Here is a 15982-nt window from a genome sequence, read left to right as displayed (position 1 = left end):
GTCCATCTAACCCGGTTACTTGCCCTATATGTAGCCCAAACCGTTGGGCATCCATAGTAAAATGGCGAGTAGGTGGCATGCGCCGGTCCGGCTCGGGCCCCCGGCGGCCGCGGCCCCATAGTCTGACGGCATCAATATCATAACGGGGGAAGGCTTTTTTCCTGGAGGGGAACCCCTATCTAGGACGGACCGCCCGTCGGGAACCAGTTTGCCGGACTAAAGTTTCTCTCCCTTAACCGGAGACACCTGTGACGAAATCAGTATCTGCAGCGTCCCTTGCCAGCCCCACTCCGTCACTTTTCTCCGATTCAGGCACCCTCGCCCAGAATTTGGTGGAAGCCTATCTGGCCGTCCGCGGCGAGACCGAGCGCCGCGCCGCCCCCCTGAGCCCCGAAGACCAGCTGATCCAGTCGATGCCGGACGCCAGCCCGGCCAAATGGCACCGCGCCCATACCGCCTGGTTCTTCGAGCAATTCCTGCTTGGCGAACACTGCGAGGGTTACCAGCCCTTCCACCCCGACTACGCGTTTCTATTCAATTCCTACTATGTCAGCGCAGGTCCCCGGCACGCCCGTCACCAGCGCGGCCACCTCACCCGCCCGAGCGCGGACGAGGTCACCGCCTATCGCCGGCATGTCGATGCCGCCGTGGTCAAGTTCTTCCAGACCGCCGGCGAGGAGCGCCTCGCCAAGCTCGCCCCCCTGGTCGAGGTCGGCCTCAACCACGAGCAGCAGCATCAGGAATTGATGCTGACCGATATCCTGCACGCCTTTGCGCAGAACCCGATCCCGCCGGCCTACGATCCGTCCTGGCGCTTCCCGGCGCCGCATCGTTCGGCGGAGGAATGGGTCACCCTCAACGAGGGCATCCACACCGTCGGCCACAGCGACGACAGCTTCCATTTCGACAATGAAAAACCCGCGCACCGGGCGCTGGTCGGCCCGGTCAGGCTCGCCCGCAACCTCGTCACCAATGCCGAATGGCTGGCCTTCATGAAGGACGGCGGCTACGGCACGGCCACGCTGTGGCTGATGGACGGCTTTGCCGCCGCGACCAACGAGGGCTGGCAGGCGCCGGGCCACTGGCGCCAGATCGACGGCGACTGGCGGATCATGACGCTCGGCGGGCTGCAGCCGATCGACCCTTCAGGCCCGGTCAGCCATGTCAGCTATTACGAGGCGGACGCGTTCGCGCGCTGGGCCGGCCGCCATCTGCCGACCGAAATGGAATGGGAGGTCGCCGCCCGCGCCGGCCAGCTCAACGACGCCTTCGGCATCGTCTGGCAGTGGACCCGCAGCTCCTACTCACCTTATCCCGGCTACCGCGCCATCGAGGGTGCGCTGGGCGAATATAACGGCAAGTTCATGGTCAATCAGCTGGTGCTGCGCGGCTCCTCGCTTGCAACCCCGGCCGGCCACAGCCGTATCACCTATCGCAACTTCTTCTATCCCTACCACCGCTGGCAATTCACGGGGTTACGCCTCGCCGATTACGCCTGACCCGCTCAACAGGATCATAGCGCGCCGGAAAGCGCGTTCGGGAGAGTATCATGAATTTGCACGCCGCCGCTTTGGCCCAAAGCTACCCGTTCGATGAGCAGACCTCCGCCTTTGCCGGCGACGTGATCGGCGACCTGTCGCAATTTCCCAAGCGCCTGTCGCCGAAATATTTCTACGACGCCGCAGGTTCGGAGCTATTCGAGCAGATCACGGTCCTGCCGGAATATTATCCGACCCGCACCGAGCTCGGCATTCTGCGCAGCCGCGGCGACGAGATCGCTTCCATCGTTCCCAGGGGTGCCGCGCTGGTGGAATTCGGCGCCGGCGCCACCACCAAGGTCCGCCTGCTGCTGGAGCGCTGCGATTTCGGCGCCTATGTCCCGGTCGACATTTCCGGCGACTTCCTGACCGCGCAGGCCGGCGGCTTGCGCAAGGATTTTCCCGAGCTCGGCGTTTATCCGGTTGCCGCCGATTTCACCGCGCCGTTCGCCCTGCCCGCCGAGATCGAAGGGATGCCCAAGGTCGGCTTCTTTCCGGGATCGACACTCGGCAATTTCGAGCCGCACGAAGCGCGCGCCTTCCTGCGCAGCGCGCGCGAGATTCTGGGCGAAGGCGCGCAGATGATCATCGGCGTCGATCTCGAAAAGAACGAGCGCGTGCTCTACGATGCCTATAACGATGCAGCCGGCGTCACCGCGCGCTTCAATCTCAACGTTCTGGTCCGCATCAACCGCGAGCTCGGCGGCAATTTCGACGTTTCCGCCTTCATGCACCGCTCGGTCTATAACCGCGAGCGGCATCGCATCGAGATGCACCTGATCGCCAAGAAGGCGCAGACCGTGCGCATCCTTGGACGGAATTTTTCATTCCGCCCGGGTGAGAGCATCCACACCGAGTCGAGCTACAAATACAGCTTCGACCGCTTCACCGATCTGGCGCGCGACTCCGGCTGGTCGGTACGGGAATCCTGGACCGACCGCGACCGAATGTTTTCGGTTCACGCGCTGGCGGCGTCAGCCTGAGGAGTGGTCCCGAGCATTGCAGTTCGGGTTTTTGCAGTTCAGGTCTCTGCAGTTCAAGTCTTGCAGTCAGATCTCCTGCGCTCTGGTCGCATCCTGCGTGTTGGAGCGATCCGGGGCGCGGCGGATATCCAGTCATCGAATAGTCGATCTGCACCCAGCAACCACGCGTGAATGATCCGCCACTTGTCCTGCCCGCGAGACTGGAAATCCAATAGCGCCGATCCGGCGTCCTGCAGTTCGTGGAAGAACTTCAACGAATCTTTTCCAGTGGGTCCGTCCTGCTCGATCGCCTGCGTCACGATCCAGCGATCCCACTCCTGAATGATGCGTACTCTTGCTTCACTTTGTTTCATAGGCGCGTATTCCCACCACGGCAGCCCCGTGGGCACTGAGTGAATCGCGCTGGTCTAGGTCTGATGGAAAGGTGCTACGCCGCCGCGCGTCCCCGCACCTTTCCGTTCGCACTATAACCAAACTTCTTAACAAATCTTCATCTTTATCGGCCCGCCCGCAAAACGCTCCATCTGCGCTCTCGTTTGCCCTTCGAAACGTCCAACTTTTGACGCGGACTCAGTCGAATTTCTGCGTCAGGCTCGGCTAGGGGTGAGTTCGTGCCAGGGGATGTCAGTTATGGGCAACGCATATCCAGCGTCCGGCAATCGGAAGGAAGATTCCAGCTCGTCCTCCGTTCGCGAGGACCAGGCTTGGGATCAAGAGACGGACGCCGAACGGGTGTCCCTCATCGAGGAAAATGCCAGGCTGCGGGCGCTCGTCGTGCAATTGTCAAATCTCGTTCTTCGAAACGTCGTCGATCAGCACAGCACGTCGCCATTTCTGCCGGTCAGGCGATCGCTGCCTGATTAGAGCGCTTTCAGGTTAGAGCGTTTCCAGGCGAACCACGCCCTCGGACCTGATCCGGGGGTGGATTCGGTTTGCGTAAAGAAAACGCATCCAAACGAAAGACGAGAGCCCGGTTCTGATTCAATCAGCACCGATGAGGCTCTAACGGTACTATTCTCTCGGACCCGATTGCAGCGAGACCGATTCCCACACCGCGACCACGATCATGATCGCGGTGGTCAGGATCGACAGCATCAGCGGCGACAGCTCGCTTGCGAACCAGGCGAGCACGCAGAGTGCGATGATACCGACCCCGTGCGAGAGCTGAAGGAAGCCGCGAAAGCTGTGCTTGAACAGGATGGTCCCGAACAGAAACAGCAACGGACCGCCGATTGCGCTTATCACCGTCTTGAGATCGGAGTGCCCGCCCGGGTGCTTCAGCACCAGTTCGTCGGCCACCGCCGAGACGATGATGCCGGCCACGATCGGCATGTGCAGATAGGTATAGGCGAGCCGCGCCAGCCTTCCCGGCTCGCTCGATCTTGATATCTGCTCGGAGCCGGCTTCGGCGCCGATGTGGAAATAGATCCACCACATGGCGATGCTGCCGGCCAGCACCGCGACGAAGGCGATCAGGTTTTCGGCCGACCAGGCCAGTTCGGCAAATGTTGCGCCGGTCACGATGACGGATTCACCCAGCGCGATGATGACGAAGAGCGCGCAGCGTTCGGCCATGTGGCCGCCTTCGATCACCCAGTCCGCGACGGAAGACGCGCCATATCGGGGTATCCAGAACCGCACCGCCGGCGAGACATACTCGATGACAAGCGCGATCGCCCAAAGCACGAGCCGCAACTCGCCTTGCGCCAATCCGCCCGCGATCCAGAAGATCGCCGACATCGACAACCATGCAGTAATGCGGATGGCATTCATCCGCGCCAGCGGTCGCGATCGTGGGGTTGAAATCCAGAGAAAGACCGTCTTGCCGACCTGCATCGCCGCATAGGCAATGGCAAACCACAAGCCGCGCCCGTCAAACGCCGCCGGAATCGAGGTCGACAGCACGAGCCCACCCAGCATCATCGCAAACAGCAGGAGCCGAACCGGGGTCTTTTCGGGATTGAGCCAGTTGGTGATCCAGGAGGTGTAGACCCACACCCACCACACCGCGAGGAACAGCAGCGTGACCTGCAACACGCCTAGTGGCGTAAAGTGCGCCAGCAGCGTGTGAGAGATCTGCGTAACCGCAAAGACGAACACGAGATCGAAGAAAAGCTCGGCGTAAGTGACGCGGCTATGCTGGTGCGGCACGATAGCGCGAAACAGCGCGCCGTGCGGATTGTCCGTCATCGGTGCCCCCGCGTGGCCCGTCGGGGCCTAGGCCTCCGGCACTCCAGGTCCGCTAGGTACCCCGGTCTGCAGCGCCAGCGCATGCAGCAAGCCGCCCATCTGCCCCTTGAGCGACTGGTAGACGATCTGGTGCTGCTGCACGCGCGACTTGCCGCGGAAGGATTCCGAGATCACGGTCGCGGCGTAGTGGTCGCCATCGCCTGCGAGATCGCGGATCGTCACCTCGGCATCGGGGATAGCTGCCTTGATCATCGATTCGATATCGTGGGCATCCATCGGCATTCCAGCATGTCTCCGTCAGGTGTTTCGAATCACGGCCGGCTCGCGCGACCGTGACGGCCGAACCTAGCGCGTAGGCTCTTCTAGGTCACGCCTGGCGGCACTATATTCCGCCTTCGACCGTTTGACACCGTGAGATCCGGTCGCGCCCGATCATTTGGGCTGACCGAAAAAGAGGCTGAAAATCATGAAATTGCCCGGTCCCGACCATCCGATCACGATTACGGCAAACCCCAAGCGCGTCCGCGTCTCGGTGGGCGGCGTGATCATCGCCGACACCACCCATGCGCTGACCCTGAAGGAAGCCAGTTATCCGGCGGTGCAATATGTGCCGCGCGAGGATGCCAATATGTCGCTGCTGGCCCGCACCGAGCGGACAACCCACTGCCCCTACAAGGGGGATGCGAACTATTTCAGCATCAACGCCAACGGCAAGAGCATCGAAAATTCGATCTGGACCTATGAGACGCCCTTCCCGGCCATGGCCGAGATATCAGGCCATCTGGCGTTCTATCCGGACAAGGTGACGATCGAGGAAATGGCGTAGGCCGTCTCCCGTCTGTCATCGCCGGGCATAAGAGTCTGCAGAGCCTGTGCTGCGCAGAAATAGGTCGACTTGTCTGTACTACTGGCCATTCCGTCGCAAACGGCAGCGAACATTGGGCCTTGCTGAATCGGGTTCCCGGCTGCAACATTCGGCACAAACAGCCTGGCTGGGAGGCGCGCATGACATCGATTTCCGCCGTGGGGCATGCCGAATTGGGCGCAGTGCCAAAGGCCAAGACGCGAAACCTTTCGCTTGATCGCGCCCGCACCTTCCTGACGCTGGTGGTGCTCCTCCACCATGCGGTCATCCCCTATACCTATTTCGGCCACACCGATCCGAAGTACTTCTTCGGCTTCGACATGATCGTGCTCGCCACTGACAGCTTCTTCATGGCGATGTTCTTTTTCCTGTCGGGACTGTTCGCCTGGTCTGGTATCGCCCGGAAGGGAGCGCTGAGCTATTTGCAAGATCGCCTGCTTCGGCTTGGCCTGCCGTTCGTGATCTGCGCGTTCACGGTCATTCCGCTCGCCTATTACGCGATCTCCCTGCGGCACCATCCCGAAATCGGCTTTTCGGATTACTGGTGGAACATGGTGACGAAGGGTCCATGGCCGAGCGGGCCGATCTGGTTTCTCTGGGTCTTGTTCGCCTTCGACGTGGTTGCCTGCCTGCTGCACCGGCTCTCGCCCAACATGCTCGATCCGATCAACCGCCTCTCGCTGCACGGCCGTCGCCGACCCGCAGTGTTCTTCGCGGTCATGCTAGCTGTCACCGCCGCGTTCTACGTCCCCGGGCTGGTTCACTACGGACCAAGCAGCTGGTTCGAGTTCGGGCCGTTCTCGGTGCAGCACGGGCGCGTGATGCTCTACGCGACCTACTTCTTTTTCGGCGCCGGCATAGGCGTTGCGCAAATGGATCGCGGGCTGCTCGCTGCAGATGGCCGGATGGCGAAGGTCAGCTGGGACTGGATGGTGCTGGCGATCGTTCCGTATTGCCTGTTGTGGATGCTGATCTTCATCAAGCGCGAAATACTGGGCAACCCGTCGCCGTTGCCGGACTGGTATGAAGCCCTCTATGCCATCTGCTTCACCGTCTTCAGCGTGGCCATCATGTTTCTGATCCTGGCCTTTTTCCAGAGGTTCAGGCAATCAGGCACAGCCAAGCTACTCGATCCGATGCAGGCCGACGCCTACGGCATGTTCCTGGTGCACTACCCGATCGCGCTGTGGCTGCAATACTGGCTGTTCGACTACGACCTGCCGGCGATCGTCAAGGCGACGATCGGATTCGTGCTGACGGTCGCGTTCAGTTGGGCATTGACGCGGGCGTTGCGGCAGATTCCGGGCGCGACGAGGGTGCTGTGACCTCCACGGCGGTCATTCCGGGGCGATGCGCAGCATCGAACCCGGAATCTCGAGATTCCGGGTCTGGTCCTTCGGACCATCCCGGAATGACGACGGGCGGTTAAGACGCCTTGCCGCTCATATAGGCCGGCAGCCAGTGCTCGAACGCCGACTTGAGCGCGTTCACCGCCAGCGGCGCCTCACCCGCAACCGCAATCGCATCGCCGCCCGTGGTGCCGATCCGCGCACACGGCACGCCCGCGCCTTTCATCTTGGCCAGCACCAGGCCGGCATCCGCCGCCGATACCGTCACGATGTAGCGCGCCTGATCCTCGCCGAACCAGTAGGCGTGCGGCACGATCGAGGCCGGCGCGGCCAATAGCTGCGCGCCGGTGCCGCTGGCCATCGCCATCTCGGCGAGCGCAATCAATAAGCCGCCGTCGGAGATGTCATGCACCGCAGTTGCGGTGCCGGCGTGGATCATGCCGCGCACCACGTCGCCATTGCGCTTTTCGGCCGCGAGATCGACCGGCGGCGGCGCGCCCTCTTCGCGGCCGCAGATATCGCGCAGGTACACCGACTGCCCGAGCCAGCCTTGTGTGTCGCCGATCAGCAGGATCGCTTCACCGGAGGCCTTGAACGCCAGCGTGGCGGATTTCGTGAAATCGTCGAGCAGACCGACGCCGCCGATCGAGGGCGTCGGCAGAATGCCGCGGCCGTTGGTCTCGTTGTAGAGCGACACGTTGCCGGACACGACCGGGAAGTCGAGCGCGCTGCAGGCTTCCGAAATACCCTTCAGGCAGCCGACGAACTGGCCCATGATTTCAGGGCGTTCCGGATTGCCGAAATTCAGATTGTCGGTAATCGCCAGCGGACGGCCGCCGACCGCTGTGATGTTGCGCCAGGCTTCGGCGACAGCCTGCTTGCCGCCTTCGAACGGATCGGCCTCGCAATAGCGCGGCGTCACGTCGACGGTGAGCGCGAGCCCCTTCGGCCCGTCCTGCACGCGGACCACGGCGGCATCGCCGCCCGGACGCTGCACGGTATTGCCGAGAATGACGTGATCATATTGCTCCCACACCCAGCGCTTCGAGCACAGTTCGGGCGTTGCGATCAGCTTTTCCAGCGCCGCGGAAATGCCGAGCGGCGGGTTTACCTCGCGCGCCTGCACCACCGGCAACGCCACGGACGGGACATGCGGGCGGTCATAGAGCGGCGCCTCGTCGCCCAGTTCCTTGATCGGCAGATCGGCCATGACGTCGCCGCCATGCTTGACCACGAAGCGCTTGCTCGGCGTGGTGTAGCCGACGACGGCAAAGTCGAGCCCCCACTTCTTGAAGATCGCTTCGGCCTCTTTTTCTTTCTCGGGCTTCAGCACCATGAGCATGCGCTCCTGGCTTTCCGAGAGCATCATCTCATAGGCGCTCATGCCGGTTTCGCGCGTCGGCACCGCATCGAGATTGAGATCGACGCCGAGATCGCCCTTGGCGCCCATCTCGACCGCCGAGCAGGTCAGGCCCGCCGCGCCCATGTCCTGGATCGCGATCACGCAATCAGCTTCCATGATTTCGAGGCAGGCTTCCAGCAAGAGCTTTTCCGCAAAGGGATCGCCGACCTGCACCGTCGGCCGCTTCTCGGCCGAATCGTCATCGAACTCGGCCGATGCCATCGAGGCGCCGTGAATGCCGTCGCGCCCGGTCTTGGAGCCGAGATAGACGATCGGCATGTTCACGCCTGACGCCGCCGCATAGAAAATCTTGTCGGTGTCGGCCAGCCCAACCGCCATCGCATTGACCAGGATGTTGCCGTCATAGCGGGTGTGGAAACGCACCTGGCCACCGACCGTCGGCACGCCGAACGAATTGCCATAGCCGCCGACGCCGGCGACCACGCCCGACACCAGATGGCGCGTCTTGGGGTGTTCCGGCGCGCCAAACGAGAGCGCATTGAGGCAGGCGATGGGGCGCGCGCCCATCGTGAACACGTCACGCAAAATGCCGCCGACGCCCGTGGTCGCGCCCTGATAGGGCTCGATATAGCTCGGGTGGTTGTGGCTCTCCATCTTGAAGACCACCGCCTGCCCGTCGCCGATGTCGATGACGCCGGCGTTCTCGCCCGGGCCCTGGATCACCCACGGCGCCTTGGTCGGCAGCCCCCGCAGATGGAGGCGCGAGGACTTGTACGAGCAATGCTCGTTCCACATCGCCGAGAAAATCCCCAGTTCAGTGAAACTCGGCACCCGCCCGATCAGCTTGAGGATGCGCTCATACTCGTCGGGTTTCAGGCCATGGCTGGCGACGAGTTCGGGGGTGATCTGGGGCTCGTTCATGGGTCTCTTCTTAGGAAGATCGAGGGGGTGCGAAAAGGCCTTTTATGGCGCATTTCCGCCCTGTCCAGAGCTTTACGGGGGGAGCCTTGCAGGATCGGCGTTTGCACATCGTTCCCGGATCGGATTTAAGGGCGGAAACACCTGATTGAAGGGCCATTTTTAGTGAACGAACTCCCCAAAAATGCATTTCACCAGCGCCCCGACCTGCATGTCGAAACCGAGGGCGAATTTGCGGGCTGGCGGACCTGGACCCGCGACAGTTTTGAGACCCATAACGGCCCGTTTTGGCACCGGATGGACGAAAACGGCCGCGTGCAATGCGCGTTCCGGGTCGAGAAGAAGCACCTCAACGGCATGCGCAACGTCCATGGCGGCTGCTTCATGTCGTTCGCCGATTACTGCCTGTTCGCGATCGCCTCCTCCGTGCTGGAGGGGCCGGGCGTCACGGTTTCGTTCGCCTGCGAGTTTCTCGACGCCGCGCGCGAGGGCGAACTGGTCGAATGCGAGGGCGAAATCACCCGCGCCGGCGGCTCGCTGATCTTCCTGCGCGGTCTGCTGAAATCCGGCGAGCGGTCGCTGTTTACCTTCTCAGGCACCATCAAGCGGGTGAAATGGAAGAAGCCCTCGGGCACCAGCGCCGTTGCTACCTGACGCGCCAAAGGCCCGTCGCGGCTGGCGCGACTATGCGTTGCTGCTCGCGCTGGCGTGCTGCTGGAGTTCGACCTATCCGCTGACCAAGATCGGCCTCGGCTCGATCCCACCGATCACCTTCATTTCCGCCCGCTCGCTGATCGCGGCCGCCTTCCTGCTCGTGGTCCTGCGCGTCCGCGGGATACCGATGCCGACGGAAGCGAAGGCCTGGAAGCTGTTCGCCCAGCAGCAGACCATCAATTCGACGTTTCCGTTCCTGCTGATCACCTGGGCGCAGCAATATGTGCCGGCCTCAAATACGGTGGTGCTGGCCTCCACGACGCCGATCTTCGCCTTTCTCATCACCTGGGCCATTACGCGGCACGAACCGGCCACGCTGCTCAAGCTTGCCGGCGCCATTCTGGGGCTTGTCGGAACGGCCGTGATCATCGGCCTTGATGCGCTCTCTACATTCGATGCCAATATATTTGCCGAGATCGTCATCCTGATCGCCACCATCTCGTTCGCCTGCGCCACGATCTTCGGTCTGAGGCTGACAGATTACGACCCGATGGTGGTGGCCGCCGGCTCGCTGTTGTTCGGCGGACTCATACTGCTGCCGGTGTCACTGGTCGTCGATCATCCCTGGACCTTGCGGCCGACGGCCGAGGCACTGGTCGCCACGGTTGCGATGGGAATATTCTCCAGCGCATTTGGCCTGATGCTGTTCTACATGTGCCTGACGCGGCTCGGCACGCTCACCACCAACGCACAAGGTTACCTGCGCATCCCGATCGGCGTCGGCCTGTCGGTGGTTCTGCTCGGTGAATCCGTGCCGTCAAACCTGGCGCTTGGCCTGATCCTGGTCATGACCGGTGTCGCCGCCATGACGATCCCGAAAGACGCCTACCGGCAATGGCGCGATCGGCGTCGCGGCGGCTGAGCACCACGCGCCTAGAGCATGATCCGGAAAAGTGGGTACCGGTTTTTCCGAAGAGATCATGCTCAAATTAAAGAGATAGAGCGGGATGACGTTCGAAGAAAAGTCATCCCGCTCTATTGCACGCTCACCAGCGTCAGATCGACGAACCACGATTGCGGCGAAACAAAACCCTTGACCTTCGGGCTCATCGCGCGGGGATTGAGATCGTGGACGATGTAGAGCCAGGGCGGATTGTCGACGAGCCGCTCATGCGCCTTGCGGTAGGCGGTCGAGATCGCCTTCGAATCGGTCGATTCCGAAATCGTCTTCAGCGCGTCTTCGAATTCGTCGTCTTTCCACTGCTCGAAATTGAAACCGTTCGGCGAGAAATTGGCAGTCAGAAAATAGCGCGCCATGACGCCGGCATCCGACGACGGCGAGCTGATATTGAGCGCCATGGCGCCGCGCAGATTCGGGCTGTCAGGCGTGGCGCGCGCCGCTGTCAGCAGCACCTGCCATTCGATCACGTCGAATTCCACGTTGACGCCGCAGGCCTCTTTCAGATTCTGCTGCAAGTACTCGTTCATCGGCAACGGCAGCATCTGCCCCGAGCCGGAATTCGAGATCAGCGCCTTGAACGAGAGCGGCTTCGCCGGCGTGTAGCCTGCTTCCGCGAGCAGCGCCTTGCCCTTGGCGGGCTCGAACTTGTAGCGATTGACCGGCGCGCCGAAATCGGGATCGCTGGCCTTGAGCCACCCGACCGACGGCTCCGCGGTGCCGTTGAGCAGCGAGACCAGCCCTTCCCGATCGATGCAATAGTTCAGCGCCTGGCGAACTCTGACATCCCTAAACGGGCTGTTGGCCGCGCCGATGTTGAAGAACCACGGCCAGACATGCGGATAGGAGCCGGTGGTGATGGTGAAGCCCGCGGATTTCAGCGAGGCGATGCCGTCAGGCGGCGGCACTTCAATCCAGTCAACCTGGCCGGAGCGCAACGCGGCCAATCGCGAATTCGCCTCGGGGATCGGCATCAGCACAACATTGTCGACTTTTGCCATCCTGCCCGGGTCCCAATATTTGTCCCAGCGCGCCAGATCGGCTTCCTGCCGCGGCACCACTTTGGTGATCCGGAACGGCCCGGTGCCAGCCGCCGGCAAGGTCGCGACCTTCGCCCATTCCTTTCCCGCCTTCTCGAACGATGTCGGCGAGGTGAACAGCAGATAGACCGCCATATGGGGAAAATAGGAGGCCGGCTTCGTGGTGGTGATGGCGACGGTTGCGTCGTCGATCTTCTTGTAGCTGCCCATCACGGGAACGCGCGCCCGCGACATCGCTGAACTCGGCGGCTCAAATTGCGGGCTCTCGCTGTTGAAATAGCGGTCAAGATTCCAGATCACGGCGTCGGCATTGAAATCGGTGCCGTCGTGGAATTTGACGCCCTGGCGCAGATGGAAAATCCAGGTCTTGTTGTCGCTGGGGTCCTGTTCCCATTTCTCCGCGAGCCCGGGACGCAAGGTCGCCAGCCGGTCGGTCTTGGTCAAATCCCAAAGCACCAATCCTTCGAAGATCGGATAGCCGAGGAAGCGCATTCCCTCGAAACCGTTGTTCGGCAGCCCGGTTGCAGTGGGGATATCGGACGCTGTCATGGCGATGCGCAACGTGGATTCAGCCATCGCCGAATGGGACGACAGGAGCGCGGTCAGCAGCGCAACCGTGCAGGAAGCCTTAACCGTGCGGGAAGCCTTGCGAATGGGCATGATCTATCTCCGTCCGACGATCGGAAAATCCACGTTTGGGATCAGGAGATACGAGCAAGTTTCAGGCCAGCCACTTGCCGCAATTGAACAAAGATTCCGCAGTTGAACAAAGGCAGTTGAACAAAGAATGTCTTCGGCCGCTGCTGCTCAGCCCAACAACTGCTTTTCAGCGATCGAAAGCCATTCGGCCTGCGCCTCGCGCAGATATTTGGGCGCGCGTTTCATCTGCAGCAGCAGTTCGTTGAATACGACTCTGGCTTCAGCGTTGCGACCGGCTATGCGCAGCAGCATGCCGTAACGGACCCGCGCCTCCGCGCCGGGGAAGTAGGCCACGAGCGCGTGGTACTCTTCGAGCGCCTCGCCGATCCGCCCGACCTCTGCCAACGCACGCGCATAGAGCAAATGCCCCTCCGCCGATTCAAAATCCGGCCAGCGCTTTTGCAGATCGTCCAACGTGGCGAGTGCCTCGGCCGGACGGTTACGACCGAATTCGGCCTGCGCCCTGCCCAGCGCATAGGCCGGCTCGCCACCGAGCGGCAGCATCAGGATGTGATCGTAGTGACGCACCGCTTCGTCGAATCTCGCCAGCCTGAGGCACTCCGCTGCCAGCGCGGCACGATTGGCAACAGTGTCTGTGTTGGCGAGCCGATCGGATAGCTCGCGATAGAGCTTTTCCGGGTCGAGTTTGCCGGCGATGCGCTTGCGTGCCTGCTGGGCACCGGGACTTCCAAACCATTCCGGCACCAGTTCGACGACGATGTAGGCGAGCGCGCCGACCAGCGGGATCATCAGGATGATGAAGGCCCAAGGCTGCAGGCGGCCCGTCTTCGATGCGTGATAGATCAGCGTGATATCGAGCAGCAAGACGACGAGAGCAACGGGCATGGCGCATTCCAGGCAAACGGGACGGACGATCCTTGGTGGCCTTGATAGCGCGGCAAGTTCAATCAGACAATCTTCAGTTGTGATTGAATGCGAAATATCGGCTGGCGATTCCACAGAAGCAACACTGCGCTTCCACATTTGTGGCCAGTGGAAGTCTTCATGGGAACAGCAACGAACTGTGATCGGCAGGCGGGAACGCAGCGCTGACGGACCTCGTTGGCCGTTACGCAAGCCAAGAAAAGGAGCAATCATGAAACTCGCAACATTGGGATTGGCGACAGCGCTGGCACTCACGGGCACTTACGCGCTGGCGCAGTCCACCGGCGGCTCCACAGGCGGAAGTTCGGCCACGGGTGGTGCGGCAACGGGCGGCACGACGACGGGATCTTCCACCAATGGAACGACATCAGGCGGAACGACTACCGGCAATGCGACGGGCAGCCCCGCTGACACCGGCATGACCAACAACGCCGGCAGCGCCGCGGCGGGCCGAAACAGTGCAGCGAACCCGTCCGGCAACACCCACATCAACCCCTCGCCCAGCGGTTCGACACTGGCTCCGGCGGGGCCCGGCTCGCCTGCTGGCCGATAGCAAAAAGCCCCGCGCAGCGGGGCTTTTTCATTCGCGTGGCACCTTCATCACGTGGCTGCCGATTCTACTTCTTCTCTTCCAGCAGCTTGCGATATTTCGTGACGTCGCGCGTCACCAATTGCCCGAGCACTTCGCTCGCGAGCTCGTTGGCGTCGGGCGCGACGGTGGAGAGATCGTGAAAGCGCTTCTTCACCGCCTCGCTTTCGACGGCGGCCTTGGCTGCGGCGTTCAGCTTCGCGATGATCGCAGGCGGCGTGCCCTTCGGCGCGAACAGGCCGTTCCAGCCTTGCGCTTCGAATTCGGGCAGACCTGCTTCCGACGACATCGGCAGATCGGGCAAGGTTGAAAGCCGCACCGTCGAACCCACGAGGAGGCCCTTCACCAATTTGTCGTCGATCGCCTGCGACACCGAGGCAGCCGAGTCGCAGACGCCGTCGATCTGGCCGCCGATCGCGTCCGTCAGCGCAGGCGCCGCGCCGCGATAGCCGACCAGTGTGACCTCGATGCCGGCCGCGTGTTCAAAGCTCTTGCAGATCAAGAAATTCGAGGAGCCGACGCCGGCATGGCCGAGATTGACCTTGCCGGGATTCTTCTTCGCATAGGCGATGAAATCCTGCAGGTTCTTCGCCGGAAAATCCTTGCGTAACGCCACGATGCCGAACGTCTTCGCGACCACCGCAATCGGCACAAAGGATTCCGGCGTGAACGGCAGTTTCGGATAGATCGTGTAAGCCGCCGCACTGGTGCCGGCATTGCCGATCGCGATGGTATAGCCGTCGGCTTCCGCGCGCGCCGCACGCGTCAGTGCGGTCGAGCCACCGGCGCCCGCGACATTCTCGATTACGATCGGCTGCCCGAGCGACCTGGTCATCTCCTCGGCCACCACGCGCGCGATCACGTCGGAAGTGCCGCCGGCCGCGAACGGCACGATCATGGTGATGGGACGCTTGGGATAGTCCTGCGCGTGAGCGGCGGCGGTAAGCGAGAAGGCCGCCGCGGCAACGGCCAGGCGCATCATGAAAGATTTCACGCCGCTTTTTCCAGATGCGCGACGAGGCCGGCGAACAGGCCGCGGCCGTCGGTGCAGCCCATGATGTCTTCGACGTGGTTCTCCGGATGCGGCATCATGCCGAGCACATTGCCGCGCTCGTTGACGATGCCGGCGATCGAATCTGCGGCGCCGTTGATGTTGGATTCCTCGTCGACCACACCATCGGCGGAGCAGTAGCGGTAGAGCACCCGCCCCTCGCCTTCCAGCCGCTTCACCGTCTCCTCGTCGGCTTCGTAATTGCCTTCGCCATGCGCGACCGGCACGCGAATGACCTGGCCGGCATTGTAGCCTCGCGTGAACGGCGTATCCGAGCGTTCGACCCGCAGATGCACGTCCTTGCAGATGAATTTCAGCCGTGAATTGCGCATCAGAACGCCGGGCAGCAGGCCCGCTTCGCACAGGATCTGAAAGCCGTTGCAGACGCCCAGTACGAGCCCGCCATCGGCGGTAAACTTGCGCACCGCGTCCATGACAGGCGCGCGGGCGGCAATCGCGCCGCAGCGCAGGTAATCGCCATAGGAAAAGCCGCCGGGCACGACGACGAGATCGGTCCCCTTCGGTAGCTCGGTCTCGGCGTGCCACACCATCGCCGCCTCCTGGCCGGAGGCGAGCTTCAGCGCCCGCGCCATGTCGCGCTCGCGGTTGATTCCGGGAAAGACGAGGACGGCTGATTTCATGGGAGGCGCGCCTAGAGAAGTTCGACTCTGTAATTCTCGATCACGGTATTCGCCAGCAGCTTGTCGGCGGCATCCTTCAATGCCGCCTCGGCCTTGGCTTTGTCGGCGCCCGACAGTTCGATGTCGAACACCTTGCCCTGGCGGACGCTGGCAATGCCATCGACGCCGAGCGATTTCAGCGCGCCTTCGATGGCCTTGCCCTGCGGATCGAGAATGCCGGACTTCAACGTAACGGTAACGCGTGCCTTCACGATCTCAA

16 protein-coding genes are annotated in these 15982 nt (G+C 62.2%); 7 read left to right on the top strand and 9 right to left on the bottom strand.

All coding sequences use genetic code 11. The features are described 5' to 3' along the window. Window positions 1-248: 248 nt before the first annotated feature. Entirely contained in the window at window positions 249-1499 is a 1251-nt protein-coding gene (gene egtB, locus C7G61_RS17500) for an ergothioneine biosynthesis protein EgtB (protein WP_108516432.1), read from the top strand. A gap of 50 nt (window positions 1500-1549) precedes the next feature. Beyond that, window positions 1550-2521: an L-histidine N(alpha)-methyltransferase gene (egtD, locus tag C7G61_RS17495; protein ID WP_108516430.1), complete on the top strand. Its 972-nt coding sequence runs from the start codon at window positions 1550-1552 to the stop codon at window positions 2519-2521. Window positions 2522-2574: 53 nt separating this feature from the next. Here the strand turns inward: egtD and C7G61_RS17490 are convergent, their stop codons facing one another. The 3 genes from C7G61_RS17490 to C7G61_RS17475 all read right to left on the bottom strand — a co-directional run bounded on the left by C7G61_RS17490 (window position 2575) and on the right by C7G61_RS17475 (window position 4993). Beyond that, a complete protein-coding gene (locus C7G61_RS17490) occupies window positions 2575-2874 on the bottom strand; it encodes a hypothetical protein (RefSeq protein WP_108516428.1) in 300 nt (99 codons plus the stop codon). 658 nt (window positions 2875-3532) lie between these two features. Continuing rightward, a complete protein-coding gene (locus C7G61_RS17480) occupies window positions 3533-4711 on the bottom strand; it encodes a low temperature requirement protein A (RefSeq protein ID WP_108516424.1) in 1179 nt (392 codons plus the stop codon). Between the two features lie 27 nt (window positions 4712-4738). Then, window positions 4739-4993, bottom strand: a complete 255-nt coding sequence (locus C7G61_RS17475; protein WP_108516421.1) for a BolA family protein — start codon at window positions 4991-4993, stop codon at window positions 4739-4741. 184 nt (window positions 4994-5177) lie between these two features. Between C7G61_RS17475 and C7G61_RS17470 the strand changes: the two genes are divergently transcribed. Then, window positions 5178-5537, top strand: coding sequence for a DUF427 domain-containing protein (locus C7G61_RS17470; protein WP_108516419.1), 360 nt, complete (start codon window positions 5178-5180; stop codon window positions 5535-5537). A 179-nt stretch (window positions 5538-5716) separates the two neighbouring features. Continuing rightward, window positions 5717-6901 (top strand): acyltransferase family protein, encoded by a 1185-nt coding sequence (locus C7G61_RS17465; protein ID WP_108516417.1) that lies wholly within the window; start codon window positions 5717-5719, stop codon window positions 6899-6901. A gap of 100 nt (window positions 6902-7001) precedes the next feature. On the opposite strand, the gene purL is transcribed toward C7G61_RS17465, so the two are convergent. Further along, window positions 7002-9209 (bottom strand): phosphoribosylformylglycinamidine synthase subunit PurL, encoded by a 2208-nt coding sequence (gene purL / locus C7G61_RS17455; RefSeq protein WP_108516415.1) that lies wholly within the window; start codon window positions 9207-9209, stop codon window positions 7002-7004. 162 nt (window positions 9210-9371) lie between these two features. On the opposite strand from purL, the gene C7G61_RS17450 reads away from it, so the two are divergent. Together C7G61_RS17450 and C7G61_RS17445 are read left to right on the top strand one after the other, a co-directional pair. Continuing rightward, the gene (locus C7G61_RS17450; protein WP_108516413.1) at window positions 9372-9860 is read left to right on the top strand and encodes a PaaI family thioesterase; all 489 of its coding nucleotides are present in this window, start codon (window positions 9372-9374) and stop codon (window positions 9858-9860) included. Further along, on the top strand, window positions 9850-10782 hold the full coding sequence (locus C7G61_RS17445) for a DMT family transporter (protein ID WP_108516411.1): 933 nt from the start codon (window positions 9850-9852) through the stop codon (window positions 10780-10782). Before C7G61_RS17450 ends, C7G61_RS17445 begins: the two co-directional genes overlap by 11 nt. 113 nt (window positions 10783-10895) lie before the next feature. Here the strand turns inward: C7G61_RS17445 and C7G61_RS17440 are convergent, their stop codons facing one another. Together C7G61_RS17440 and C7G61_RS17435 are read right to left on the bottom strand one after the other, a co-directional pair. After that, complete coding sequence (locus tag C7G61_RS17440; RefSeq protein ID WP_108516409.1) at window positions 10896-12518, bottom strand: ABC transporter substrate-binding protein; 1623 nt, start codon at window positions 12516-12518, stop codon at window positions 10896-10898. Window positions 12519-12665: 147 nt separating this feature from the next. Next, window positions 12666-13655 carry a tetratricopeptide repeat protein gene (locus C7G61_RS17435; protein ID WP_244608335.1) on the bottom strand — a complete coding sequence of 330 codons (990 nt, stop codon included), beginning with the start codon at window positions 13653-13655 and terminating at the stop codon, window positions 12666-12668. Here C7G61_RS17435 and C7G61_RS43945 point away from each other — a divergent pair. After that, window positions 13654-13995: a hypothetical protein gene (locus C7G61_RS43945; protein WP_145963638.1), complete on the top strand. Its 342-nt coding sequence runs from the start codon at window positions 13654-13656 to the stop codon at window positions 13993-13995. The two genes, C7G61_RS17435 and C7G61_RS43945, sit on opposite strands and share 2 nt — an antisense overlap. 64 nt (window positions 13996-14059) lie before the next feature. Here the strand turns inward: C7G61_RS43945 and C7G61_RS17425 are convergent, their stop codons facing one another. Genes C7G61_RS17425 through purS form a run of 3 tightly spaced genes read right to left on the bottom strand, consistent with a single transcriptional unit; the run spans window position 14060 to window position 15974 of the window. After that, window positions 14060-15013: a tripartite tricarboxylate transporter substrate-binding protein gene (locus C7G61_RS17425; protein WP_108516904.1), complete on the bottom strand. Its 954-nt coding sequence runs from the start codon at window positions 15011-15013 to the stop codon at window positions 14060-14062. Window positions 15014-15021: 8 nt separating this feature from the next. Beyond that, on the bottom strand, window positions 15022-15723 hold the full coding sequence (gene purQ, locus C7G61_RS17420; protein WP_108516403.1) for a phosphoribosylformylglycinamidine synthase subunit PurQ: 702 nt from the start codon (window positions 15721-15723) through the stop codon (window positions 15022-15024). Between the two features lie 11 nt (window positions 15724-15734). Next, complete coding sequence (gene purS, locus C7G61_RS17415) at window positions 15735-15974, bottom strand: phosphoribosylformylglycinamidine synthase subunit PurS (RefSeq protein ID WP_108516401.1); 240 nt, start codon at window positions 15972-15974, stop codon at window positions 15735-15737. Between the last annotated feature and the right edge of the window lie 8 nt (window positions 15975-15982).

The organism is Bradyrhizobium algeriense (genome assembly GCF_003062295.1).
GTDB lineage: Bacteria > Pseudomonadota > Alphaproteobacteria > Rhizobiales > Xanthobacteraceae > Bradyrhizobium > Bradyrhizobium algeriense.
This window is presented reverse-complemented; position numbering and strand designations above follow the sequence as displayed.